The 25,790-nt window shown below is 64.5% G+C and carries 13 protein-coding genes; 9 read left to right on the top strand and 4 right to left on the bottom strand.

Translation table 11 applies throughout. The features are described from left to right. From ACVJ19_RS39750 to fhuB, 4 genes are all read left to right on the top strand, one after another. Positions 1-10,596, top strand: coding sequence for an amino acid adenylation domain-containing protein (locus ACVJ19_RS39750; RefSeq protein WP_453954487.1), 10,596 nt, complete (start codon positions 1-3; stop codon positions 10,594-10,596). A 4-nt stretch (positions 10,597-10,600) separates the two neighbouring features. Then, positions 10,601-11,581 (top strand): alpha/beta hydrolase, encoded by a 981-nt coding sequence (locus ACVJ19_RS39745; RefSeq protein ID WP_453954486.1) that lies wholly within the window; start codon positions 10,601-10,603, stop codon positions 11,579-11,581. A gap of 180 nt (positions 11,582-11,761) precedes the next feature. Beyond that, positions 11,762-12,598: an ABC transporter substrate-binding protein gene (locus ACVJ19_RS39740; protein ID WP_453954485.1), complete on the top strand. Its 837-nt coding sequence runs from the start codon at positions 11,762-11,764 to the stop codon at positions 12,596-12,598. Next, a complete protein-coding gene (fhuB, locus tag ACVJ19_RS39735; RefSeq protein ID WP_453954484.1) occupies positions 12,585-14,591 on the top strand; it encodes a Fe(3+)-hydroxamate ABC transporter permease FhuB in 2,007 nt (668 codons plus the stop codon). The genes ACVJ19_RS39740 and fhuB overlap by 14 nt, the downstream gene beginning before the upstream one ends. A gap of 20 nt (positions 14,592-14,611) precedes the next feature. Here the strand turns inward: fhuB and ACVJ19_RS39730 are convergent, their stop codons facing one another. Then, on the bottom strand, positions 14,612-15,466 hold the full coding sequence (locus ACVJ19_RS39730; protein ID WP_453954483.1) for an ATP-binding cassette domain-containing protein: 855 nt from the start codon (positions 15,464-15,466) through the stop codon (positions 14,612-14,614). After that, positions 15,463-16,563, bottom strand: coding sequence for a DUF2218 domain-containing protein (locus ACVJ19_RS39725; RefSeq protein WP_453954482.1), 1,101 nt, complete (start codon positions 16,561-16,563; stop codon positions 15,463-15,465). The genes ACVJ19_RS39730 and ACVJ19_RS39725 overlap by 4 nt, the downstream gene beginning before the upstream one ends. Positions 16,564-16,817: 254 nt before the next feature. On the opposite strand from ACVJ19_RS39725, the gene ACVJ19_RS39720 reads away from it, so the two are divergent. The 3 genes from ACVJ19_RS39720 to ACVJ19_RS39710 all read left to right on the top strand — a co-directional run bounded on the left by ACVJ19_RS39720 (position 16,818) and on the right by ACVJ19_RS39710 (position 21,077). Further along, positions 16,818-18,515 carry a cyclic peptide export ABC transporter gene (locus ACVJ19_RS39720; protein ID WP_453954481.1) on the top strand — a complete coding sequence of 566 codons (1,698 nt, stop codon included), beginning with the start codon at positions 16,818-16,820 and terminating at the stop codon, positions 18,513-18,515. Positions 18,516-18,694: 179 nt separating this feature from the next. Continuing rightward, positions 18,695-19,756 carry a GNAT family N-acetyltransferase gene (locus ACVJ19_RS39715; RefSeq protein WP_453954479.1) on the top strand — a complete coding sequence of 354 codons (1,062 nt, stop codon included), beginning with the start codon at positions 18,695-18,697 and terminating at the stop codon, positions 19,754-19,756. A 22-nt stretch (positions 19,757-19,778) separates the two neighbouring features. Continuing rightward, positions 19,779-21,077 (top strand): lysine N(6)-hydroxylase/L-ornithine N(5)-oxygenase family protein, encoded by a 1,299-nt coding sequence (locus tag ACVJ19_RS39710; RefSeq protein ID WP_453954478.1) that lies wholly within the window; start codon positions 19,779-19,781, stop codon positions 21,075-21,077. On the opposite strand, the gene ACVJ19_RS39705 is transcribed toward ACVJ19_RS39710, so the two are convergent. Beyond that, a complete protein-coding gene (locus ACVJ19_RS39705; protein ID WP_453954477.1) occupies positions 21,074-21,877 on the bottom strand; it encodes a 4'-phosphopantetheinyl transferase family protein in 804 nt (267 codons plus the stop codon). The genes ACVJ19_RS39710 and ACVJ19_RS39705 overlap by 4 nt on opposite strands. A gap of 881 nt (positions 21,878-22,758) precedes the next feature. After that, the gene (locus ACVJ19_RS39700) at positions 22,759-23,451 is read right to left on the bottom strand and encodes an SDR family NAD(P)-dependent oxidoreductase (RefSeq protein ID WP_453954476.1); all 693 of its coding nucleotides are present in this window, start codon (positions 23,449-23,451) and stop codon (positions 22,759-22,761) included. Between the two features lie 239 nt (positions 23,452-23,690). Between ACVJ19_RS39700 and ACVJ19_RS39695 the strand changes: the two genes are divergently transcribed. Beyond that, entirely contained in the window at positions 23,691-24,494 is an 804-nt protein-coding gene (locus ACVJ19_RS39695; protein ID WP_453954475.1) for an SDR family oxidoreductase, read from the top strand. Next, positions 24,487-25,689, top strand: coding sequence for a pyridoxal phosphate-dependent aminotransferase (locus tag ACVJ19_RS39690; protein WP_453954474.1), 1,203 nt, complete (start codon positions 24,487-24,489; stop codon positions 25,687-25,689). The genes ACVJ19_RS39695 and ACVJ19_RS39690 overlap by 8 nt, the downstream gene beginning before the upstream one ends. Positions 25,690-25,790: the final 101 nt, after the last annotated feature.

Here is a 25,790-nt window from a genome sequence, read left to right as displayed (position 1 = left end):
ATGGCTGACACGGCAAAGCCGAGTTTGCGAGATCTGGATTCCGCGCAGATGAGAAAGCTCGTCTCGCTGGCCAGGGACCGCGGCCGGAATGCCGACAGAAGCGGCGCTGCGGCGATTCCTTTGGTGGCGCGGGACGGATCTCTGGAGATGTCCTTCGCGCAGCAACGGCTTTGGCTGCTGGCGCAACTCGATGGTGCCAATTCCAGCTATCACATTCGCGGAGCATTGCGGCTTTCGGGCGAACTCGATGTCGAAGTGCTGCGTCGGAGCATCGGCCGTCTGTTCGCGCGCCACGAAGCGCTGCGCAGTGTCTTTCGCATGGTCGACGGACAGCCGTGCGTGATGCTGCTGCCCGCTCATGAATGCGTGCCGCTGCTCGAACAAGATCTGCGCGGCCGGAGCGACCGCGAGCAGGAGCTCGCGCGTCTCTGCCGCGAGGAGGCCGCTACGCCGTTCGATCTGACCGCAGGACCATTGATCCGCGGCCGCCTGATCCGGACGGCGGAGAGGGAATATCTCTTCCTGCTCACCCAGCATCACATCGTTTCCGACGGCTGGTCGATCGGCGTGCTCGTGCGTGAGCTGGGTTCTCTCTACCAGGCTTTTGCCGCCGGCAAGGACGATCCGTTACCCGCGTTGGCAATCCAGTATCCGGACTATGCCGCCTGGCAGCGACATTGGCTATCGGGCGAGCGATTGCAGCGGCAGGTCGACTATTGGCGACAGGCGCTCGCAGATCCCCCTGCCGTGCTCGAATTGCCGACCGACCGGCCGCGTCCGCCGATCAGGTCGCTCGCCGGCGCATCCTTGCCGGTCGAGGTCGATGCAGAGCTCGCATCCGGCATCCGGCGACTGAGCCAGTCGCATCGCACCAGCACTTTCATGACGGTGCTCGCGGCTTGGGCGGCGGTGTTGTCGAGGCTCTCCGGGCAGACGGATATCGTGATCGGAACGCCGACGGCTAACCGGAACAGGCCGGAGATCGAGGGCCTGATCGGATTCTTCGTCAACATGCTGGCGGTCCGCGTCGATCTCTCGGCCGAACCCAGCGTCACTGAACTGCTCCGCCGCGTGCGCGCCGTGGCGCTCGCGGCGCAGGATCATCAGGATCTCCCGTTTGAGCAGGTCGTCGAGATCACTCAGGCGCCGCGACGGCTGGAGCAGACGCCGGTCTTTCAAGTCGTGTTCGCCTGGCAGAGCAACGAGGCGGGGACGCTCGAGCTGCCCGGCCTCAAGGTCGAGGCTGCCGATATCCCGCTCCAGCAGGTCAAGTTCGATCTCGAGCTTGGTCTGGGCGAGATGGACGGACGTATCGTCGGCTGCCTGAACTATGCGACCGAGCTGTTCGACGAGGCGACGATCACGCGCCACCGGGACTATCTGTTGTCCTTGCTGCGGGCCATGGTTGCAGATGCGGACCAGGTGGTCGATCGGATCGATATCGTTGGTGCCGAGGAGCGCAGGCGCTTTCTCGACACGTGGAACGAGACCACCACACCCTTTCCGTCCGAAAGCTGCATTCACGACTTGTTTGCGGAGCAAGTGAGAAGGGCGCCTGACGCCATCGCTCTGGTCTACGAGGATGTTCGTCTGAGCTATGGCGAACTCGATGCCAAAGCGAGCCGGCTTGGGCGGCGCTTGACGGCTCTGGGTGTGGCGCCGGACCAGCCCGTCGCAATCTGCTTGCCCCGTGGTATTGCCATGGTAGTGAGCCTGCTGGCCGTGCTGAAGACGGGCGGTGCCTATCTGCCGCTCGATCCCGCCTATCCGGCGGAGCGGCTGCGTCAGATTGTCGACGACGCCAGGCCGAAAGTGCTGATCGCTGACGACGCGCGACGCGCGATAGTCTCGGATGGGACCTGTGAGATCGTCGATCCGGAAGCGAACGCATCCACCGTCACGGGGCAGGCGGCATCGGATCCGAGTGATCCCGTCAAAGGACTTACCTCGCGAAGCCTCGCTTACATCATCTACACCTCCGGCTCGACCGGTCGACCGAAGGGGGTGATGGTCGAGCACCGCGGCCTGGTGAATCTGGCGTTGGCGCAGCGGACGCTGTTCGACGTCAATTCGAACAGTCGCGTCGTGCAGTTTGCCTCGTTCAGTTTCGATGCCAGCATCTGGGAAATCGTCATGGCGCTGTGCTCGGGCGCCGCGCTGTTTCTGGCTGGCACGAGAGAGCATCAGGACACGTCGGCATTGCTCGGCTACCTCGCGGACAACGCGATCACGCATGCGACCTTGCCGCCGGCGATGCTGCACGGGCGCACCGACCTCGATCGCCTGGCCTCGCTGCGGGTCCTCGTCCTGGCCGGTGAATTGCCCAAGGCCGAGCTGATCAAGGGAGTGCCTGCCGGCGTTGCCGTCTTCAACGGTTACGGGCCGACGGAAGCAACGGTCTGCGCCACGAGCTGGCTGCGGCCGCCGGGCTTTGTTGGCGACGCTGCCCCGATCGGTCGTCCGCTGCCGAATGCGCGAATCTATCTTCTGGACCAGTTCGGTGCGCCCGTTCCGCTCGGCGCGGTCGGCGAAATCTACATTGGCGGAGTCGGGGTTGCGCGCGGCTATCTCAACCGCGCCGACCTGACGGCGGAGCGCTTCGTGCGCGATCCCTTCCACGGCGATGCTGCTGCGCGGATGTATCGCACCGGCGATCTCGGGCGCTATCTGCCGGATGGCAATATCGCGTTTCTCGGCCGCAATGACCAGCAGGTCAAAATCCGCGGTTTCCGGATCGAGCTCGGTGAGATCGAGTTTCGGCTCAACGCGCACGCCGACGTGACCGATTCAATTGTGCTGGTGCTCCTGGATCATGGTGGTGACGCACGGCTGGTCGCCTATGTGGCCGCGCGTCGCGACGGCGGCGCGTGGCTCGATGCCGGTGAATTTGCCGGCGCGATGCGCGATCATCTGCGTGCGTGCCTGCCGGACTACATGGTGCCGTCGGCTTTCGTGCGCCTCGACGCACTGCCGCTCACGCCGAACGGCAAGGTCGACCGCAAGGCGCTGCCGGCGCCGGAGGACGATGCATTTGCGCGACGCCGCTTCGAGCCGCCGCGAGGCGATGTCGAGCAGATCGTCGCGAATGTCTGGGCCGAGCTTTTGGGCGTTGACCGGATTGGACGCAGCGACCATTTCTTCGAGCTCGGTGGCCACTCGCTGCTCGCGGTCCGCATGCTGGAGCGGTTGCAGCGGCACGCGCTCAGAGCGGACGCCCGCATGCTGTTCGCAAAGCCGGTGCTGGCGGACTTTGCTGCGAGCCTCGGTGACGGCGGGGAAGCCGACGTTCCGGTCAACCGGATCACCCGGCAGACCACAGCGATTGTGCCCGAATTGTTGCCGTTGATCGCGCTAACCCAATCCGACATCGACAGCATCGTGGCCGGAGTTCCCGGCGGCGTCGCCAACATCCAGGACATCTACGGCCTGTCGCCGCTCCAGGATGGTATCCTCTTTCACCACCTGTTGTCGAAGGAGGGCGATCCATATCTGCTGGTCGGCCGGATGGCATTTGCCAGCCGCGACCTGCTCGATGGCTATCTCGACGCGGTCCGGCAGGTGATCGAGCGCCACGACATTCTGCGCACGTCCATCGTGTGGAACGGTCTGTCCACGCCGGCACAGGTGGTTTGGCGGCAGGCGTCCTTGGTTGTCAGCGAGGTCGTGCTGGATGGCGATGGCCCTGCGGATGAAGAGCTCGCGCGACGGTTCGATCCACGTTTCCATCGGATCGACCTTGGTCAGCCACCGCTGCTGCGATTTGCGGCCGCCGCCGATCCCAAGGGAGGACGCTGGCTGCTCCTGATCCTGCTGCATCACCTGATCGGCGACCACTCTACGCTGGAGGTGATGCACGACGAGGTTGGGAAGATCTTGTCCGGGCGGAGACACGCGTTGCCGCCGCCATATCCGTTCCGGAATCTGGTGGCGCAGTCGCGCGGATCGGCGGCGGCCGCGGAACATGAGCGCTTCTTCCGAGGCATGCTCGCCGACATTGATGAGCCGACCACGCCGTTTGGGCTGGACCGGGTGCACGGGGACGGCGGCGGCATTGTGGAAGCCCGGCGGATCCTGCCCGAAGGCTTGAACGCAAGGCTTCGTGCGCAGGGGCGGCGGCTGGGCGTCAGCCTCGCCAGCCTTTGCCATGTTGCCTGGGGACAGGTAGTGGCGCGAGCCAGCGGACGCGAGCAGGTCGTGTTTGGGACTGTCCTGTTCGGACGCATGCGAGCCGGTGCCGGCGGCGATCGCACCATGGGCTTGTTCATCAACACCTTGCCGCTGCGGCTCGACCTCGATGACACGGCGGTTGAGGACAGTGTTCGCGATGCGCATAGGCGGCTGAGCGAACTGATGGCGCACGAGCACGCCTCGCTGGCGCTTGCGCAACGATGCAGCGGCGTCGCGGCGCCGGCGCCGCTGTTCAGCGCGATCCTGAACTACCGGCACAATGCGATGCCGGCCGATTTGACCGCCGACAGGGACGGCTCCGGCATCGAATGGCTCGGTGGCGAGGAGCGCACCAACTATCCCCTGATGCTGGCCGTCGAGGATTATGGCCACGCGCTTGGCCTGACCGCCCAGATCGTCCGTCCGTTCTCGGCCGATCATATCTGCGGCTTGATGCAGCAGGCACTCGATCAATTGGCCGAGATGCTGGAACATGCGCCGCGCGCGCCGGTCCGGCAGCTCGACATCCTGCCTGTCGAGGAGCGCCAGCTTTTGCTGAGGGCGTGGAATCGGACGCAGGCGCAATATTCGGGAGAGGTGTCGTTCGTCGCACAATTCGAGACGCAGGTCCGGAAGTCACCGGAAGCGATTGCGCTGGTGGTCGGCGAGACGGAGCTGAGTTACGCGGCGCTGAATGCGCGTGCCAACCGCCTGGCGCGGCGATTGCGCGATCGCGGCGTCGGGACCGACATCGTGGTCGGGCTGGCGCTCGAGCGGGGCGTCGAGATGCTGGTCGCACTGCTGGCCGTGCTGAAGGCCGGCGGGGCCTATCTGCCGCTCGATCCGGATTATCCGCCCGAGCGGCTCGCGCACATGCTGCGCGACAGCGGCACGGCGCTGGTGCTGACGCAGAAGGGGCTGCGCGATCAGTTCGCCGCCGTGCTGGAGGAGACCGGGGCCGAGGCCTGGCTGCTCGACGCGCAGGACCATGACGGCGGCGCTGCCGGCAATCTCGATGTCGCGGTTCATGGCGAGAGCCTCGCCTATGTGATCTACACCTCGGGCTCGACCGGCCTGCCCAAGGGCGTGATGGTCCGCCACGACGCCGTGACCAATTTCCTGGCGACCATGGCGGAGCGGCCCGGCATGAGGGCCGACGACCGCGTGCTCGGCCTGACCTCATTATCCTTTGACATCGCGGTCCTGGAGCTGTGGCTGCCACTGACGATCGGCGCCTGCGTGGTGCTGGCGGATCGTGCCGCTGCGCACGATCCGACCAAGCTCAAGGCGATCGTGGAGCGGCACGGCGTGTCCCTGATCCAGGCGACGCCATCGACCTGGCGGATGCTGCTCGATCACGACGGTCCTTCGCTGCCGGCGAGCTGCCGGGTGCTGTGCGGCGGCGAGGCGCTGCCGGCGGATCTGGCGCGGCGGCTGGTGGGGCAGGCCGGCGAGGTCTGGAACCTGTATGGCCCGACCGAGACCACGGTGTGGTCGGCGCGCCACCGGCTCGATGCGGCGGACGATCGTCCGCTGCTGGGCGGTCCGATCGGCAACACCACGCTGCACATTCTCGATGGCGATCTCAATCTGGCGCCGGTCGGCGTCGCCGGCGAGCTCTATATCGGCGGTCACGGATTGGCACGCGGCTATTGGCGGCGTGGCGCACTGACGGCCGAGCGCTTCATCCCCGATCCGTTCGGCCCACCGGGCGCGCGGCTGTACCGCACCGGCGACGTGGCGCGGTGGCGATCCGACGGCGTGCTCGACTATGTCGGTCGCGCCGACCACCAGGTGAAGATCCGCGGCTTCCGCATCGAGCTCGGCGAGATCGAGGCGTGGCTTCTGGCACAGGATGGTGTACGCGCGGCCGTGGTGGTCGCGCACGAAGCCGGCGTTGGCCGCCAGCTGGTCGGCTATGTCAGCGGCGAAGCGCTGGACGGGGCGGCGCTCAAGGCGGCACTATCTTCGGTGCTGCCGGATTACATGGTGCCGGCGCGGATCGTGGTGCTGGAGCGTCTGCCGCTGACGCCGAACGGCAAGATCGATCGCAAGGCGCTGCCGGCGCCGGATCAGCTCGCGACTTCTCTCGAGCATGTCGCGCCGCGCACGCCGGCCGAGGCGGCGCTGGCTGCGATCTGGGCCGACCTGCTGCGCCAGCCCAACATCGGCGTCACCGACAATTTCTTCGAGCTCGGCGGAGATTCCATCATCTCGCTGCAAATGGTGAGTCGCGCGCGGCGCGAAGGTTTGCTCATCGAGCCACGCGACGTGTTCCGGCATCAGACCATCGAGGCGCTGATTGCGTTGTCCCGCGATGTCGACTCCGACAAGGACGCCCCGGCATCGGGACGCGGCTCGCTCGCGGGGCTGTCCGCCGAGCAGCTCGAACGGCTTGGTCTGGACTGGAGCCGCATCGAGGACGTCTACCCCCTGTCCCCGATGCAGCAGGGCATGCTGTTTCACAGCCTGCGCGATGCCGGCAGCGGCGTCTATGTCAACCAGGTCAGTGTCGAGATCCGGGGCCTCGATCCGGAACGTCTCGGCGCAGCCTGGCGCGAGGTGAGCGCGCGCCACCAGATGCTCCGGACCGGCTTCCTGTGGCGCGAGCTGTCCGGCTCTCCGTTGCAAGCCGTCTATCGGGACGCCGTCGTGCCGTTCGAGCAAGAGGATTGGCGCGGGCAGACGATCGGCGACGAACGGATTGCGGCTGCCCTTGCTGATGAGCGCGCCGCCGAGTTCGATCTCCAGGTGCCGCCGCTACAGCGGGTGCGGCTGCTGCGACTTCAGGATGACCTGTATCGGTTGATCTGGACCTATCATCATATCCTGATGGACGGCTGGAGCTCGGCCAGGTTCGTCGGAGAAGCCCTGGAATGCTATTACGGCGGCACGCCTGCTGCGAACGCGACGCGCTACCGCGACTACATCGCCTGGCTGCTGGCGCAGGATGCCGGGGCAGCCGAAGCCTTCTGGCGCGAGCAGCTCGGGAGCTTCGTCCAGCCGACGCAGCTTGCCGATGCCTTCGGCGCTCGCCGCCATCAGGCATCGGGCCATGAACGCTGTTACACACGTCTCGGAGAGACGGCGACCGCGGAGCTGAAGGCATTTGCACGCCGCGAGCGGATCACGTTGAACACCATCGTCCAGGGCGTGTGGGCGCTGCTGTTGCAGCGCTATACGGGCCAGAACACCGTGACGTTCGGCGTGACGGTGGCCGGTCGTCCGGCCGGTCTCGACGGATCGCAGCAGATGCTCGGGCTCTTCATCAATACGCTGCCCGTGATCGAAACACTTCCGCCCGCGAACTCCATCGGAGAGTGGCTGCGCGCGCTGCAGGATCGCAATTCGGCGATCCGGGATTACGAGCACACGCCGCTCTATGACATCCAGGGCTGGGCCGGCCGCGCCGGCCAGACGATGTTCGATAGCATCATCGTATTCGAGAACTATCCGATCGAACGCAGCATGCACCGCGGCGGCGGAGCGTTGCAGTTCAGCGGCTTGAGGAATGTCGACGTGACGAACTATCCGATGGACCTGTCGGTGCTCGTCGAAGACACGCTTCAGGTCGAATACACCTATATGCCGAGCCATCTTACGGCAGGGCAAGCGGCGCAGATCAAGGCGCAGTTCGAGCATTTGCTGGCGGAGCTGACACGGGACGCCGCCGCTCTGCTCGGCAGCATCGATTCCGTCACGGAAGTCGACGCCGCCCTTGCGGATCGTTGCAATCGTAGCGCTACGCAGAGCGCTCCGCTGCCGCCGGTGCACGAAGCGATCGCCGGCCATGCGCGGCGCCATCCGGAGCGGACGGCACTGACCATCGGCGGCACGGTGCTCTCGTTCGGAGACCTCGAGAGCAGGGCCAATCGTCTGGCCCATCACCTGATCGCCCGCGGGCTCGAACCCGAGCAGCGCGTCGGCGTGGTGGTTGAGCGGACTGACATCACGATGATCGCGCTGCTAGCCGTCCTCAAGGCAGGCGGGGCCTACGTTCCGCTCGATCCCGAGCTGCCATCCGAACGGCGTGCCTTTGTCATGCGCGATGCCGCAATCGCGTTCCTGTTGACGGGACGGTTCGAGATCGAGGGCAGCCCGGATGGTGTCGAAACAATCTCGCTGTCCGCGTTCGATTTCGACGCGGGACCCGACCATCCGCCGCAACCCGAGTTGCATCCTGAAAATCTTGCCTATCTGATCTACACCTCGGGCTCGACGGGGACGCCGAAGGGCGTCGCCGTGGCCTATGGGCCGCTGGCCATGCACTGTCACGTCACGGGAGGCCTCTACGAGATCGACGAAGGCTCCTGCGAGCTGCATTTCCTGTCGCTGGCCTTCGACGGGGCCCATGAGCGCTGGCTGACGGTTCTGTCCCGTGGCGCGCGGCTGTTGATGCGTGACGCCGAATTATGGACGCCGGAGCAGACGGTCGAAAACCTGCACGCCCATCGCGTCAGCCATATCGGATTGCCGCCGGCCTATCTCCAGCAGGTCGCGGAGTGCGTCGAGCAGAACGGCAACCCGCCGCCGGTCAAGCTCTACTCGTTCGGGGGCGAGGCGATGCCGAAGGCGGGCTTCGACAAGGTCAGGCGCGTTCTCAAGCCGCGCATTCTGATCAATGGCTATGGCCCGACCGAAACCGTCGTCACGCCGCTGGTCTGGAAGGTCGATGGCGCGTCCGACTGCGACACGCCCTATGCGCCGATCGGCGTGCCGGTCGGTGACCGCCGCGCCTACATTCTCGATGGCGCGCTCGATATCATTCCCGCCGGTGTCGCCGGTGAGCTCTACCTTGGCGGCTTCGGGCTGGCACGCGGCTATCACGGCAAGCCGGGTATGACCGCGGAGCGGTTCGTGCCGGATCCCTTCTCGGCGGTGCCGGGAGCGCGGCTGTACCGTACCGGCGATCTGGCGCGGTGGCGCGAGGACGGCACCGTCGAATACCTCGGCCGCAGCGACGACCAGGTCAAGGTCAACGGCTTCCGGATCGAGCTCGGAGAGATCCAGAGCTCGCTGCTCCGTCACGAGGCGATCGCGCAGGCGGCGGTGGTGGCGGTGCCAAGCGCAGCCGGAAATCAGCTCATTGCCTATGTCGCACCGAAGGCGGCAGGCGACGCCGCGCCCGAGGCGGCCGAGGCGCTGGTCGAGCGCTTGACCGGCTTCCTGAAGCAGATCCTGCCGGCCTATATGGTGCCGGCGCGGATCATGGTGCTGGAGCGGTTGCCGACATTGTCGAGCGGCAAGATCGACCGGCGTGCATTGCCGGCTCCCGACGCGTCGATGCGGAGCTTCGTCGCCCCGCAAGGCCCGGCAGAGATTGCGATGGCTCGCTTGTGGTCCGAAATTCTGAAGGTGCCGCAGGTCGGCGTCACCGACAATTTCTTCGAGCTTGGCGGCAATTCGATTCTGTGCCTCAAGGTCGTGGCGCGGCTCCGTCAGGACAGGGCGTTCGGGATCGAGATCAAGCTGCGCGACCTGCTTCAGAAGCCGACGATCCGTGCGCTGCTCGCCGGCAACGCCGCCGCAGAGTCCGTCGTCGCGCCGGCACCGTCGGCGCTGCTGCCGCTGAATGCCGCGGTTGGCGGTGTGAACCCGGTATTCTGCGTCCATGGTGGTTTCGGCACGGTCTTCGACTATGGGCCGCTGGCGCGCCGCCTCGAAGGGCGGCGGCAGGTGATCGGACTGCAATCGAGAATGCTGGTCGATCCGTCGTGGACCGACGCCTCGCTCGAAGCCATGGCCGTCGACTATGCGGCCGAGATCAGGCGGATGCAGCCGCGCGGCCCCTACAGCCTTGTCGGTTGGTCGCTGGGAGGGCTTCTCGCCAGTCTCGTCGCGGCCGACCTCGAACGCGGGGGTGAGTGCGTCGACTGTCTCGCCATGGTCGACAGCTTCGTGCCCCGGCAGCCGGACGGATCGGGCCGGCAGGAGGCGATTGCTCACTGGGCCGACGATCTCGCCGGATTGCTGTCGGCGGTTCTTCCGAACGCTGCGGCCTCCCGCATCAAGGCGCTGGTCGAAGCAGCGAAACATGCTGACCTGCCGGAGACGCCGGAGAGCATTCGCGATCTGGTCGCAGCTGTTGTGGAGCAGGGCAGAAGCGTGAGGGCAGACGATGCGTCGCTCGGCGCGGACGACCTGTCCGCCGCCTTTGCAGTCGGACGGCATCTCAACAGGCTGGCGCAGAACACCGCGCTGCCGCGCGGCCTCGCAGTCGCGCCGCTCTGTTGGTGGACGTCAGTTCGTCTGGCGCAGCGTGATCGGCTGGAAACGCACTTGCCGACGGCGATCGATCGCGGCGTCGCAGGCGACAACCATTTCACGATCCTGAAGGATGCTGGCCTGCTCGATGAGATCTGCGGTCTGTTCGCGCCGGCGCCGGCGTCGACAATCGTGCAGGATACGGTTCCGGAACCGGCGGAGTGAACTTTTGAGTCTTGATCCAGATATCGCCGCACTGCTCGAGATGGTGCAGGCCGGCACCGAAAGCGGTGCGCGCATTCCGTTTCCGCAATTGACCGCCATGCAGGCGCGGGCCGATTTCGATGCATCCTCGCCGCTGCTCGATGTCGATCCGCCGGCACTTGGCTACGAGCACCGTCTCTCGCTGCCGACGCGGGATGGCGCGATGATCGAGGCACGGCTCTACGCGAGCACGGCGCCGAGCGATCGCAGTCCGATGCCGGTCCTTCTCTATATGCATGGCGGCGGGTTCGTGGTCGGCAGCCTCGATTCGCATCAGCCATTGTGCCGCGGTCTCGCCGAGGACAGCGGCGCAGCCGTGCTGTCGGTCGGCTACAGGCTGGCGCCGGAGCACAAATTTCCGACGGCCTTCGAGGATTCCGTCGATGCGCTCGCCTGGATCGGTCGCGAGGGCCGCGCGATCGGGCTCGATGCGCGCCGCGTTGCCGTCGGCGGCGACAGCGCAGGCGGGACGCTTGCCGCCGCGCTCGCGATCGAGGCGAGGACGAACGGAGGTCTTCCGCAGCCGGTGCTTCAGGTTCTCGCCTATCCTGGCTTAAGCTCGCGGCAGACCTCCGCGTCCTACGAGCGATACGGCTCCGGTCATCTCCTGGAGCGCAGCACCGTCGATTGGTTCCTCCAGCAATATCTCCGCGATGAGTCAGATCGCGACGATTGGCGCTTCGCGCCGCTTGCGGCGAACGATTTATCTGGCCTGGCTCCCGCGTTCGTCGTGCTCGCCGAGTTCGATCCCCTGGTGGATGAGGGGCGCGCCTATGCTGCGCGGTTAGAGGCGGCCGGCGTTCCCGTCGATCTGCACGTCTATCCCGGCATGATCCATGAATTCCTGCGCATGGGGAATGTCGTGGCCGATGCCTTGCAGGCCAGGGCGGCAATCGGGCAGGCGCTGGCAAGGGCGTTTCGCGCCGTCGGCGAAAGAGCGGCTTGATATGGAAATGCAGCGTGAACGAGGGTATGTCATGGCTGTCATCGTCCCGCGGGCTCCCTGCAAGGAGCTCCTGAACCGAATCCCATGAGCACGTTTGTTTCAGACCACAGGCTGTCCCGCCGCGCGCTTCTTGGCGCGGGTGCGGCGATCGGAGGCACGGCACTTGCGGGTGCATGGCCGATGGCATTTGCCCAAACCGGCGGATCGCAATCCGGCCCACGAATTGCCGCGCTCGGCTGGGCCTGCGCCCAGACGATACTGGCGCTCGGCGTCGTGCCGTTGGTGATTCCGGAGATCGAGCGCTATGGCCGGCTCGTCGTCGAGCCGCCCGTTCCGTCCGGGGTGCAGGAGATCGGTCTGCGGTCGGAGCCAAATCTCGAGCTGCTACAGAGCTTCGCGCCCGACATCATCGTCATCGATCCCAGCATCGCGGCCGCCGTACCCCGGCTCAAGCTGATCGCGCCGGTCGAGATGTTCACGATCTTCAGACCCGGCGGGCGTCCTCTCGACACGGCACGCCGTTCGACGATGGAGCTTGCGAAGCGTCTCGGGGTGCAGACGGCGTGCGAAGCCTATTTCGCGCGTTTCGATGTCGCCATGGCCGGGTATCGGGAGCAGCTCCGCGATCGCGGCGGCAAGCCGCTTTATCTCGTCAGCGAGATCGCGCGCAACCGCGCGCTCGTGTTCGGTCCGAACAGCCTCTATCAGGAGGTGCTCGATCAGTTCGGATTGAAGAATGCCTGGACCGGACAGAGCGGTCCATGGGGATATACCAGCGTGGGGCTGGAAGTGCTCGCCGCGGTTCCCGACGCGCGCCTGGTCCTGATGACCTCGCGGGTCGCCGACGTCGAGGCCTTGCTGAAGGCAAGCCCGGTGCTCCGGACCCTGCCGTCTCTTCGGTCGCATCGACTGACGGTTCTGGACAATCAGTTCTTCTATGGTGGCGTGCCGGCGGCCGAACGTTTCGCCCGTCTTCTCGCCGAACGGCTGCCGCGGGAAAGCCATGAGCAAGGTTGAGGCACTGCCGGCCCGGTCCGGCTTCGGCATGCATCCGGCGATGCTGATCGGGTTGTTGGTGGCGGCCGCCGTCGCACTCACCTGGCGGAATCTATCGGGATATTTGCCCGCGACCGCGTGGTTGCCGGTGTTGTGGCGGCCCGAGGTCACCGATCCGCAGCAGATGCTCGTGCACTACACCGTGTTTCCGCGCATTGCGGTGGCGCTGCTGGCCGGCGCGGCCCTCGGCCTCGCCGGCACCGTCTCTCAGCAGGTGCTGCGCAATCCGCTCGCGGAGCCGAGCACCATCGGTGTGCTGAACGGCGCCTATCTTGCGCTGGCCGTGACGACCCTGTGGGCGCCGTCGCTGCTGGTCTTCGGCCGGGAGTGGATTGCGCTGTTCGGCGGGTTTGCTGCGTTCCTGTGCGTGTTCGGGCTGACCTGGAAACGTGCGCTGTCGCCTGTCGTCCTCGTGCTCGCCGGACTGATCGTCAGCTATTACTGCGCTGTGACGACCCAGGCTCTGGTGCTGCTCAACCACGAATATCTGATCGGTCTGTTCATCTGGGGCGCCGGTTTCCTCAACCAGCAGGATTGGAGCAACGTCACGTTCCTGGCACCGCGGCTCCTGATTTCGATCGTGCTGATTGCGGCGATGGTTCGTCCGCTGACCCTGCTCGGCTTCGACGACGAGACCGCGCGCAATCTGGGGCTCGGATTGACGAGAGCCCGGGTCTTCGCGCTTGTCATCGCGATCGCCCTCAGCGCGTCGGTCGTCAGCGTGGTCGGGGTCATGGGATTTGTCGGCCTGTCCGCGCCGGCCATCGTCATGCTCTCGGGTGCGCGCCGTTTTCGCGACCGGCTGATCTGGGCGCCTCTTTGCGGTGCCCTGCTGCTGTGGCTGACGGATCAGCTCGTGCTGTTGATCCCGCCCGGTTATCGCGAAATGCCGGCCGGTGCGGTGACGGCCCTGATTGGCGCGCCGATGCTGCTCGTGTTGCTGCCACGGCTGCGGGCCGCCATGCCGATGGGAAACCTCACGCCATCCGCTCCGCCACGTCTCGATCACCCCTGGCGCGTGATCCTGTTCGCTCTCGTCTTGCTCCTGCTCGTCGTCTGGATCGCACTCGCGCTCGGCGTCGGCTCCGACGGCTGGCGCTGGAACGGTCTGTCCGGCTTGCAGGAATTCTGGCCGTGGCGCTGGCCGCGCGTGGTGTCGGCACTGGCAGCAGGCGCGACGCTGGCGGTCGCCGGCACGCTGCTGCAACGGATGACCGGAAATCCGATGGCGGCACCGGAGGTCATGGGCATCAGCTATGGCGCCGCGATGGGCGTGATCGTTCTGCTCTATCTCTTTCCCGCTCACACACGGCTGGCGCAGATTGCGGCGGCGGGAATCGGCGCCTTCATCGTGCTGGCGCTGGTGCTGCTGTTCAGCCGGCGGTCCGAGTTCAGTCCGGAGCGCGTGCTGCTGGCCGGCGTCGCCATGAGCGCGGCGTTCGGCGCGATCATCGCCATGGCGCTGGCGACCGGTGATCCGCGTATCGGTACGCTGCTGTCGCTGCTGACAGGATCGCTCTACCAGATTGGTCCGGCCGAGGCCGCGGTCCTTGCCGCGGCGGCGCTCATTCTGCTGATCATGGTGCCGATGCTATCCCGTTGGCTCGACATCCTGCCGCTCGGACCGGCGACCTCGCGTTCGGTCGGCATCTCGTTGGCACGGAGCCGCATCATCATCATGCTGCTGACGGCGTTGCTGACGGCAACGGCGACGCTGATGGTGGGTCTTCTGAGTTTGGTTGGCTTCATCGCGCCGCACATGGCGCGGATGATGGGCGCGCAACGCGCCCTTCATCAGGCGGCACTGGCCGCTTTGATCGGGGCGATCCTGATGGTCACGGCGGATTGGGCCGGACGCATGGTGATCTTTCCGTTCCAGATGCCGGCCGGCATCTTCGCTATGATGCTCGCCGGACCCTATCTCATCTGGCTGCTACGGCCGCAGCGCGGCTGACTGCGACCCAGGCGATACTCTCACCGCGCGAAGCTGATGAGATGGCCGTGGTCCGGCGACGGCATCACGCCCATCGGGATGCCGTAGATGGTTTCGAGCTCGGCCGGCGTCATGATCTTGTCCGGTGTGCCGCGGGCAATCAGCTTCCCGGAATGGAGCGCGATGATCTCGTCGCAGAAGCGGGCGGCCATGTTGACGTCGTGGAGCACGACGACCACGCCTAGATTGCGTTCGCGGGCGAGCTGCCTGACCAGCGACAGCACCTCGATCTGATGGGCGATGTCCAGCGCCGAGGTCGGCTCGTCGAGCAGCAGGCATTCGGCATCCTGCGCAACCAGCATTGCGATCCAGACCCGCTGGCGCTCGCCGCCGGACAGCGTATCGACCAGCCGGTCCGCAAACGGCTCGATATGGGTCAACGCCATGGCGTTTGCGACTTTCTCGCGGTCGGTGTCGCCGAACCGGCCGAGCGCGCCGTGCCAGGGATAGCGGCCGAGTGCGACCAGCTCCTTGACCAGCATGCCGGCGGCGGGCGGCGTTTGCTGCGGCAGATAGGCGACCTTGCGGGCATAGTCCCGATCGCTCCACGCGCGCAGCGTGCGGCCTTCGAAACGAATCGTTCCCGACGAGCTTGGCTGCTGGCGCGCCAACAATTTCAGCAAGGTCGATTTGCCGGAGCCGTTATGCCCGATCAGCCCGACGACGCTGCGTGCGGGAAGGGACAAGGTGAGCGGTTCGAGCAGCGCGCGCCCGGCCACCGCGAAACCGACCTGGTCGAGTTCGAACAACGAGGCGGGCACATCGGGCCGGGCCTGCGTGATGCTGGTCGGCAAGGCGAGCGTCGTTTCGCCCGTCTGCGCGTGTTGGAACGTCATGGTTGGCGCAGGCTCCAATAGGCGACGGCCAGATGCTGATCGCGGGAGAGCTTTTGCTCGTCGCGCAAGTGGTTTCGCAGGGCCTTCAGCGCCTGCGCCTCGCATGCGACCCAGGCGAAGACCTCCCGATGGTCGGGCCATCGCACCGCCTTGACAGCGTCGACCAGGAGCTGGGTCGTCCCGGCCGGACGGCCCTCGCGATGCAGCCAGCGGATCGCTACGCCGCGCGGCGCAACCAGCGGAACTTCCTCGCGTCGATCGGCGACCTCGATGAAGGCCTCACCCGCCGCCGTCGACGGCAGTGTCTCGAGAATCCGCGCGATGGCGGGCAGGGCGGTTTCGTCGCCCGCCAACAGCAACCAGCGTGCCGGACGAATGCCTCGGCCCAGCGGGCCGGCCATGCCGCAGATGGCGCCCGCCTTCGCGTCGACGGCGAACGCTGAACCCGGCCCGGCGTGATCGTGGACCACGAAATCGATATCGATCTCGCGGCTCTCCAGGTCGATGCGGCGGATCGTGTAATAGCGGGTGACGGGCCTGCGGTCGGGCTCAGGCCACAGGATTCGTCCGTCAGGAGCGGGCCACGGCCATTCGGGCTTGGCGAGGCCTTCGGGCGGAAAGTACAGCCGCACGTGCAGGTCGTCGTCGTTCACGAAGCGGGCGATGTCGTCGCCGGTGAAGGTCAGCCGGCGCATGTGCGGAGTCAGGGTGATCGCGGCCTTCAGCCGCACCTCACGGAAATTGGCCAGCATGCCGCCGTTGGATTCATGACCGGACCAAACGATGGTCGGGGCAATGTCGCCCGCGAACTCGATCACATGCGAGGCGACGACCGAGCGCAGCATTTCCAGATTGCCCTTGTCGTTGGCTTCGACGCGGATCTTGAGTGCTTCGGCCTCGACGGCGAGGGAACTGGTACCGAACGGCAGTTTCGCCACCATGAGTCCGTCCCGGTCCTCGAAGGCGATGTCATGCTCGGCCAGATGATCGATCATCCGCGCAGCGAGACCGGCGGCATCGGGAAGCGCGATGCGGGTTTCGGAGATAAGCAAGTCCAAAGTCATTCTCCACCGGGCCTGTCCGATGCTGGCCTGCAAGCGCTACGATGTCCGGATGTCGCGGCCTGGCACGGCGCTGGATCAAAATCCTGTTCGCTCGCCGGCTGCGATGCAAAAGCGGTACTACCCGCATCATATTAAAGGCATGGTCGATCCCAAATTAGAATCCATCGAAAGAGCAGAGAAAATAAGCGCTGGAGTTGCGGTGCTGCCATCATGTATTCGCATCACATCGGCACGGCTTGTTTGACCATACAGGTTCGCTTCAGGTCTCCTCCAGCGCGGCTCTCATCATGAACTCACGAAGCGGCCTGACGGCGCAGATCCTGCACCTCCTGCGGCCTTACTGGCCGCTCGTGCTCGGCGGCATCGTTCTGGGTCTGGTTGGCGGCGCCAGCGTCGCGGCGTTGCTCGCGGTCGTCAATCACGGGCTCTATGCCACGCAGGCCGACGTCGTAACGCTGCTTCTCGCCTTCGCCGGCCTGTGCCTCCTGATCCTGATCGGTTCCATCGGTGCCGATGTCAGCGCCAATTACGTCGGACAGCGGATCATCGCCGAGCTTCGCAAGTCGCTGGCCGCCAGGATACTGGCCGCGCCGATCGATCAGCTCGAAATCTACCGGACGCATCGCCTGATCCCGGTTCTTACGCAGGACGTCGACACGATCAGTGATTTCGCGTTCTTCTTTTCGTCCTTTTTCGTGTCGCTCGTGATCGCACTCGGCTGCATGGTTTACCTGGCGGTGCTGTCGTGGCCGCTTTTCCTGATCACGGGAGCCGTCATCGTCCTGGGGTCGCTGGCGCATGGATATGCAAGGACCCGAGGCGTTCACGGCTTCAGCGCCGCGCGGGATTCGGAGGATCAGCTGCACAAGCAGTACCGCGCGATCGCAGAGGGCGCCAAGGAGCTGCGTCTCAATCGCGTCCGCCGGCGGCGGGTCTATATCGAGCAACTCCAGAAGACCGTCGACCGGATCAGCTCGGTGCAGATCAGGTCGATCAATCTGTTTGTGACGGCGCGGGCATTCGGCACGATGTTGTTCTTCGTCGTGATCGGCGTAGCGCTGACCTTGCGTCCGTTCCTGTGGCCCGACAGCCCTGCTGCGGTGTCCAGTGGCTTTGTGCTGGTGCTGCTCTATATGCGCGGCCCCATTGATCAGGTCATCGGTATCCTGCCGGCGCTTGGCCGCGCTCAGGTCGCGATGCACCGCATTGCGGAGCTCTCGGAGCAGTTCTCGACCCCCGAGCACGACCTGCTGGTCACTGCCCCCGCTGCGCCGGGCAAGGCTACGATCGAGTCCATCGAGCTCCGCGGCGTAACCTACGCCTTTCGCGCCGTACCGGGCAGTGACCCCTTTGTCCTTGGGCCGGTCGATCTGCTTGTTCGTCAGGGGGACATCGTCTTCATCGTGGGGCAGAATGGCAGCGGAAAGACGACCCTCATCAAGCTGTTGCTGGGTCTATATGCTCCGCACGGCGGCACGGTGCTTCGCGACGGACTGCCCGTCTTGACGGAGACACGGGACGACTACCGACAGCTCTTCACGACGATTTTTTCCGACTACTATCTGTTCGAGGATCTCATTCGTGGAGAAGGCGTGGTTCCTGATGTCGCGGAGCGCTACCTCCAGCGGTTGGAGGTCGCGCACAAGGTCTCGGTCGAGAACGGCGTGTTTACGACGACGGACCTGTCGACCGGACAGCGCAAGCGATTGGCGCTGATGAATGCATGGCTCGAGGAAAGACCCGTCCTCGTGTTCGACGAGTGGGCCGCGGATCAGGATCCGGCCTTCCGACACATCTTCTACACGGAGCTGCTGCCTGATCTGAAGCGTCTCGGAAAGACGATCATCGTGATTTCACACGATGATCGCTATTTCGGGATCGCGGATCATCTGGTGCGGCTGCGCGACGGCAAGATCGTCGCAAGTGAGGCGATCGCCGATAACGTCGCTGGCGCTTCCGCAGTTCCAACCGGCGCGCCGCTTTAGACCCATTGTAGCGAGGTGCGGGTACTTTTTGTCGCACGCAGACGACAATATCCGATCCCGTTTTGCGACGGGCCGTCAGGTTTGTAGAGAATCTAATCTGCGTGTGCGTGCATTACTTGTCAGCCTGTAGGCGAGTGATCTACACCACGCGTCAACGATGATCGAGATGCGAGGGCCGGATGAACAAGGCTTCGGATTCCGGGACCGGACCTCGTGCGTTTCCGGTCGGCCCATATTCCGCTCTGACCGTTTTCCAGGAGGGAGATCGCCTTCGCGTCGTCGCCGACGACGTGACGGCGTTGGAACTGCGTCTGCGGGAGCGGGTCGATCACCTCGAGGTCATGAATGCGTCGGACGACCGTGAGCTTGCGATACGCGCGGTGTCGGCGTCTGCCGAGGCGCTGTTCGCCTGGCGGCCGGGTGCTGATCGGCTCGTTCTGGATTTCGTCGGTGGAGCATCGCCTGCACGGGAGCTGATGGATAGCGGCCTCGCCGTCATGTCGGAGGGACAGCTGGTGCTGCTTCCCGAATTGGTCATGCAGCGACGGGACAATTGGCTGGTGAATCCCGGACGACCGCCATGGCCGCAACTCCACGTCATGACGGACGGCAAGCGACATCCGCGGCGCGCCGCAAAACCGACGGGCAAAGTGTATGGCCGGTTCATTCCCTGGCTGTCGGAGGTCATCTCGTTTCGCGTGGCCGACCTCGAGAATGATCTCCATTTGCTGCATCGCTGGATGAATGACTCCCGAGTCGATGCGTTCTGGAACGAGGCGGGCGATCTCGATAAGCATCGACGATATCTGGCCGGCATCCTGGCTGATCCTCACATGCTGCCACTCATAGGCTGCTTCGGTGATGAGCCGTTTGGCTATTTCGAGCTCTACTGGGCCAAGGAAAATCGCATCGCGCCGTTCTATGATGCCGGCGACTACGATCGGGGATGGCACGTGGTCGTGGGCGAGGACGCCTTTCGCGGCCGTCGTTACATCAGCGCGTGGCTGCCCTCGCTGATGCACTACATGTTCCTCGACGATTGCCGTACCCAGCGGATCGTCGGAGAGCCGGCGGCAGCGCATTCCCAGCAGCTTCGCAATCTCGAGCTCTCGGGGTTTGCGAAGATCAAGAATTTCGACTTTCCCCACAAGCGCGCGACCCTGGTGGTGCTGTTGCGCGAACGCTTCTTCGGCGATCGGCTCTGGCTTCCGGTGGCCGCCGGCCCGGCGGTCTCGTCCTAAAGCGCGAGCGGAGCGCGGCTTCATGTCTCATCAACTTGCGATCGAGCACGACGTCATCGGCGTCGGATTCGGGCCTTCCAACTTGGCACTCGCCATCGCATTGGACGAATGTGCGAAGCGATCGCGCCTGAAATGCGCGCCGTTGTTCGTGGAGAAGCAGCCGCACTTCACCTGGCATGGCGGCATGCTGCTTCCAGGCAGCGACATGCAGATATCGTTTCTCAAGGATCTGGTCTCGTTGCGCGATCCGACCAGTCCCTTCACCTTCGTGAATTATCTGCACAAGCGCGGTCGCTTGCTGGAGTTCATCAACTGCCGGACTTTCCATCCGAGCCGCGTCGAGTTCAATGATTACCTTCAGTGGGTGGCGGGCCATTTCAAGTCGCAGGCCGCTTACGGCGAAACCATCGTCGCCATCGAGCCGGTGACGGCCGGGCAGACGGTGACGTCGTTGCGCGTGCATTCACGGTCGCCCGCCGGCGGAGAGACCGTGCGCCTCGCACGAAATCTCGTGGTCGCCGTGGGAGGCCAGCCGTATGTCCCTCAGGCGTTTCTCAAGGCCGCTGACGATCGCAGGCTGCTGCATTCCAGCCGCTATCTCGACCTGATCGAGCGGGTCGTCCCGCGCGATCGAGCCGTGCGCGTTGCCGTCGTTGGCGGCGGACAGAGCGCGACAGAGGTGACGGTCGACCTCCATGGCAGATGTCCCGAGGCGCACATCGATCTGATCTTCCGCGGCCATGCTCTCAAGCCGTCCGACAGCAGCCCCTTCGTCAACGAGATCTTCAACCCGGACTATACCGACTTTGTCTACGAGCAGCCTGCCGAGCGGCGGGATGCGATCGTCCGTAATTTCCGGAACACGAACTACGCCGTGGTCGATTCCGATCTGCTGGACCAGCTGTACCGACTGCTCTACCAGCAACGCGTTGGTGGCGACGCAAGAATCGTGTTGCGTCCCCGCAGCGAGATTACGAATGTGGATGCGAAACCGGACGGTATCGAAGTCGGTCTGGTAGACAAATTCCGTGGCGAAAGCCGTCGTTCGACTTATGACGTCGTCGTGCTGGCGACGGGATATGACAGGGAAACACCGCATAAGTTTCTTGAGCCGGTCCGGCGCTACGTTCGCGATGCGGCGCTGGATCGCAATTACCGGCTCGTGACCAGTCCGGCGTTCCGTCCGCAGATCCACCTCCAGGGATATTCGGAATCCTCTCACGGCTTGAGCGATACGCTGCTGTCGGTTCTTGCCGTGCGTTCCCAGGAGATTGCCGAGTCCCTGCTCTCGACAATTTCGCGCCGCGAACTCATCGCCTAGCTCGCGGCGATGACGTGCCATTGCTCTGCCGGACCAAGTGCATCCGGCACGGCAAGCACGGCCGGGGACGGTCCCGCATCGACGGTCAATGTGTGCGGTGAAACAGCAAAGCCGACGCCTGCGGCCTTGAGGATTGCTTCCTTCAACGTCCAGTAGCGAAGAAAGAGACGGGATCGCAGGGCTTCGGGCGTTCTTGCGAGCGTCCTGCGTTCCTCCGACGACAAGGTGATTTCGACCATCTCGTCCAGATCGGAAATTTCCCGAAGCGGCTCGATATCCACTCCGATCGGCATGTATGCCGCTGCAGCGGCGACAGCGCCTCTGGCATGGCTCAAGCTGAAGTCGAGGCCTGTGGGGGCATCAACGAGCCGGGGTTTACCCAGCGGGGATGTTTCAAATTGCACCCGGTCGGCTGCCCGCCCCGCCAGGGCTCCCAACAGGAGGCGCGCGCCGGCGTGTGCGACAAGATAGCTCATTCGATCTTCCACGTGGAGAAATCGCTCCAGACGCCGGGCTTCGTCCGCGTCGAGCAGCATCCTGGCTTCGTCGACACCGGGTGTTGCGTTCTTGCCGAACGCCCCGCTTCGCAATCCATGCGTCGCGCCCAGCCACAAGAAGATTACCCGTGGATTTTGCAACTCGGTTGAACCTCGAATGCACGGTCCGGGCAGGGAGATCAGACGAAATTCACGGAGCGGAACTGCAGATTTGACGGCGATCGACCAAGCGAAGTTCTTGCTCGCAAGCCGAGCCGATAACGAACTTGCAAATGGTCTGTGTTCCGCGTCCAGCTGCGTCACCCCGTTCATTCGCGATGGCTGATAGGCACAATCTGACGCGTTCCGATGGCGTTTTGGAGCTTCCTCGATCTAGAACTTGTCTAATCGAGATCAACCGTAACGTGTGCACCCGGGACAACACCGAGCGGCTCTGCTAGACGTATTCTTAGAACGATCTTTGGAATGTTTGCAGGTTGGGGGTGGAATTGACCGTCAGGAAGGCTCTCGCTCTCGCGCAAAGCCACAGCCCTCTGCCGGAGCGAATTGCCGTCGTATTGGTTCACAGTCCTCTTGCGGCATTGATCGGCAGAGATCCATCGACGCGCATGAACTATCTCCTCGAAATTGCGTCCCTCCATACCAGGGCTGAGCTACTTGCGCAGCCGGGCTTGGGACGTTCGGGAGTGCGCCGGATCGAGAAGTGGATGTCCTCTCAAGGACATCGCGTTCGCGATGTCGGCGAAAGTCTCGATAGCGTCATCTGTCGCTTTGCCTTCCGGCATCCTTCCGTCCGGAAAGGTAGTCGTCGTTGCCTTTCCTTGTCGGCAATCGCCTCGGTATCGGAAGAGCGCTTGCGCGAAGCAGCTCCGTAAAATTTGTTGCCCGTCTTGCTACGCGATCACTGCCAGTTGCCATAAATCCAGACCACCATTGCAAGGCTCTGCTGGTGCAGCGGCTTTTTCGTTTCTTGACGAAGAGCAAACTGCACCTCGTACAGCGCGCAGCCCCGATGGTGCAGGCCGATCCTGTGCTCGTTGTAAAATAGGATACTAAAGCGAGCAAAACGGACAATTTGCTCTGCCCGTCGTGGCAGGTAGCGCTTGCTGTAGAACCAGAATCGGGCTTTTCGGGGCGGCGGGCGATTCGTTCTCCGCTACGAACGTCGTCGTCTTGCCCCGGCCTTATAGCATCGGCTCGAACTGGCAGTGCACGAGCATCTCGGAGACCGACGCGTTGTTCGGCAGCATGAGTGCAGTTTCCACCAGGCGGGCGATGTCGCCCGGTTGGCTCATCTCGTGGCGCGGGATCTCGTCGTCGTTCAGCGTCATGTCGGTGGCAACGTAGCCCGGGCAGATCACCGTCGCCCTGATGCCGGCTGCGCGCCCCTCGCGGCGAATGCCGTGGGTGAGTGCGACCACGGCGAACTTGGTCATGGCGTAGCCGACGTTGCTTCCCACGCGCTTTCCGGCGAGGGATCCCAGATTGATGACCCGGCCGTGACCGCAGACGGCCAGATGGGGAAGGGTGGCTCTGACGAGACGCAGGGGACCCTTGACGTTCACGCGCCACATCTCATCCAGCTCGTTCTCGCCCTCGTCGGAGACACGCACCTTTGGATTGATGCCGGCTGCGTTGACGATGGCATCGACGCCGCCCCACCGCGCGACCGTTGCGTTGACCCAGGAGACCGGGCTCTTGGCGTCCTCGGCATCATAACGGTGCGTCATGAGCCTCTCGGTCTCGGCGAGGCGACTCGGATCGCGAAGCCCAGCCGATACGCGGAAGCCCGACGCCAGCAGCCGGTCGACGACGGCGCGCCCGATGCCGCGCGAAGCCCCAGAGACCATGACGATCCGATTGCCGACTTCCAACATCCTAGTCCGTCTCCCATGGCTGAGCGAAGAGCATCGCAAAATGTAAGGGGATACGCGCGGCGACGAGTAAGAGAAATTCACTCTGCCTGCATCGGGTGTGCTTATGGCTCGCGCGCCCGACGACTTTCGGCCCGGATATTGGATGTCCTTATGAGGGCAGAACAAATCCGCTGTATGCGTGCGCCAAGCTCCGCACGTAACTTTCCGCCGCTCTGGCTGACTGCAAGAGAGCCTTGCGGATGGGATTTTCGGACTACCGAACGGCGTTGGTGACGGGCGCGTCCTCAGGTATCGGGGCTGCGACGGTTCGGCGCCTCCGCGCCGAGGGGCTCGAGGTCCATGCACTGGCGCGGGACGTTCGCCGGCTGGCCAGCCTGTCGGCCGAGACCGGATGCCACACATCTGCGGTCGATGTGAACGATCTCGAGGCCCTGGAACGCCTTGCCAGCTCGGCCGAATTCGATGTTCTCGTCAACAATGCCGGCCAGTCGCGGCGCGGCAATATCCTGGAGATGGCATCAGATGATGTCGACACGCTGGTCGACGTCAATCTGCGCGCGGTCGTGCACCTGACGCGGCTGATTGCACCGGGCATGGCGAGGCGCAACCGCGGCCACGTGGTCAACGTCTCCTCGATCGCGGGCCATTACGCCTTCGGCGAGAACGCCACCACATTCAATTCATCCGTGGCCTATCACGCGACGAAGGCGGGCATTCATTCGCTGTCGCAGCAATTGCGCGTCGACTTCTACGGGACCTGCGTTCGTGTCACCGAAGTCTCGCCCGGGCGCGTGGCGACCAGCATCTTCCAGAACCAGAACGCCGCTGACGATCCGGATGCCCGCTTCGTCGGGGCGTTCGAGACCCTCCAGTCCGAGGACATCGCGGATGCCATTGCGTTCGCGGTGGGATCCCCGGCGCGGATGAACGTCGCGATGATCGAGGTCGTTCCCACGTTCCAGGTCGTCGGCGAATTGCGTTTCGCGAGCCGATCCGAGGCCGCACGTTTGAAAGACATCAGAAGTGGAGCTGACAATGCCTGAACTCGCTAACCGCCTCAAGACCGTGAAGGTGTCGGCCTCGGCGGCGATGACGGATAAGGCGCGCGAGCTCCGTGACGCGGGTGTCAAGATCGTTGGCCTGTCGTCCGGCGAGCCCGATTTTCCGACGCCGCCGCATGCGATCGATGCCGCACATCGGGCCGCCCTCGCAGGCGATACCAAATATCCGGCGCAGCCGGGGACCGTCGCGCTGCGGACCGCGGTCCAGCGCAAATTCAAGCGCGAGAACAATCTCGACTACGCCCTCGACGAGATCCTGATCGCCAATGGCGGCAAGCAGATCATCTTCAACGCGCTGTTTGCGACCTGCAATCCCGGCGACGAGGTCGTCATTCCGGCGCCGGGCTGGATCACCTATGCGGACATCGTTCTTCTGGCGGAGGCGACGCCCATCGCGGTGCCTTGCCCGGAGAACAACCAGTTCAAGCTTCGGCCGGCGGACCTGGAGGCTGCGATCACGCCCCGGACGAAATGGTTGATCCTGAATTTTCCCAACAATCCGACTGGCGCTGCCTGTACGCGCGAGGAAATGCGCGCGATCGCCGACGTCATGCTGAAACACCCCGACGTCTGGATTCTCACCGACGACATCTATGAACATCTTACCTATGATGGTTTCGAGTTCTGCACCATCGCGGAGGTCGAGCCGAAGCTGATGAATCGCGTCGTGACCGTGAACGGCGCGTCCAAGGCCTACGCCATGACCGGCTGGCGGGTCGGCTATTGCGGCGGTCCCAGGGACCTGATCGCGGCGATGAACAATGTCCACGGCCAGGCGACCGGCGGAATCTGCACGCTGAGCCAGGCAGCGGCCGTCGCCGTCCTGGACGGGCCGCAGGACTACCTCAAGGAGCGCGCCGACATCTATCGCGATCGGCGCGATCTGGTGGTCAAGCTCCTCAATCAGATTCCGGGCATCACCTGCCACAAGCCCCAAGGGGCCTTCTACGTGTTTCCGAACATCGCCGGCTGCATCGGCAAGACCACAAAGGGCGGACGCCGGCTGGACAGCGATGCCGACTTCATCTCGGCTCTGCTGGAAGAACAGCATGTCGCGGCCGTACCGGGCGGCGCCTACGGCATGAGCCCGTACTTCCGGATCTCCTACGCGACCGATACCGAATCGCTGAAGGAAGGCTGCCGCCGGATCGCGAGCTTCTGCGAAAGCCTGCGCTGACCGGCCGTCGATATGTCAGGGGGCTTGGCCCTCGGCGGAGAACGAAAGATGCAGCGAGCGGCATTCGTCGGTCAAGATCGGAGCAGTATGCCGAACCAATT

The organism is Bradyrhizobium sp. USDA 376 (assembly GCF_054063675.1).
This window is presented reverse-complemented; position numbering and strand designations above follow the sequence as displayed.

Excerpts from the sequence above, each read along its gene's own strand:
- ACVJ19_RS39750 (WP_453954487.1), top strand. The coding sequence starts at position 1 with ATGGCTGACACGGCAAAGCCGAGTTTGCGAGATCTGGATTCCGCGCAG.
- ACVJ19_RS39740 (WP_453954485.1), top strand. The coding sequence starts at position 11,762 with ATGGCATTTGCCCAAACCGGCGGATCGCAATCCGGCCCACGAATTGCC.
- fhuB (WP_453954484.1), top strand. The coding sequence starts at position 12,585 with ATGAGCAAGGTTGAGGCACTGCCGGCCCGGTCCGGCTTCGGCATGCAT.
- ACVJ19_RS39730 (WP_453954483.1), bottom strand. The coding sequence starts at position 15,466 with ATGACGTTCCAACACGCGCAGACGGGCGAAACGACGCTCGCCTTGCCG.
- ACVJ19_RS39720 (WP_453954481.1), top strand. The coding sequence starts at position 16,818 with ATGAACTCACGAAGCGGCCTGACGGCGCAGATCCTGCACCTCCTGCGG.
- ACVJ19_RS39715 (WP_453954479.1), top strand. The coding sequence starts at position 18,695 with ATGAACAAGGCTTCGGATTCCGGGACCGGACCTCGTGCGTTTCCGGTC.
- ACVJ19_RS39710 (WP_453954478.1), top strand. The coding sequence starts at position 19,779 with ATGTCTCATCAACTTGCGATCGAGCACGACGTCATCGGCGTCGGATTC.
- ACVJ19_RS39700 (WP_453954476.1), bottom strand. The coding sequence starts at position 23,451 with ATGTTGGAAGTCGGCAATCGGATCGTCATGGTCTCTGGGGCTTCGCGC.
- ACVJ19_RS39695 (WP_453954475.1), top strand. The coding sequence starts at position 23,691 with ATGGGATTTTCGGACTACCGAACGGCGTTGGTGACGGGCGCGTCCTCA.
- ACVJ19_RS39690 (WP_453954474.1), top strand. The coding sequence starts at position 24,487 with ATGCCTGAACTCGCTAACCGCCTCAAGACCGTGAAGGTGTCGGCCTCG.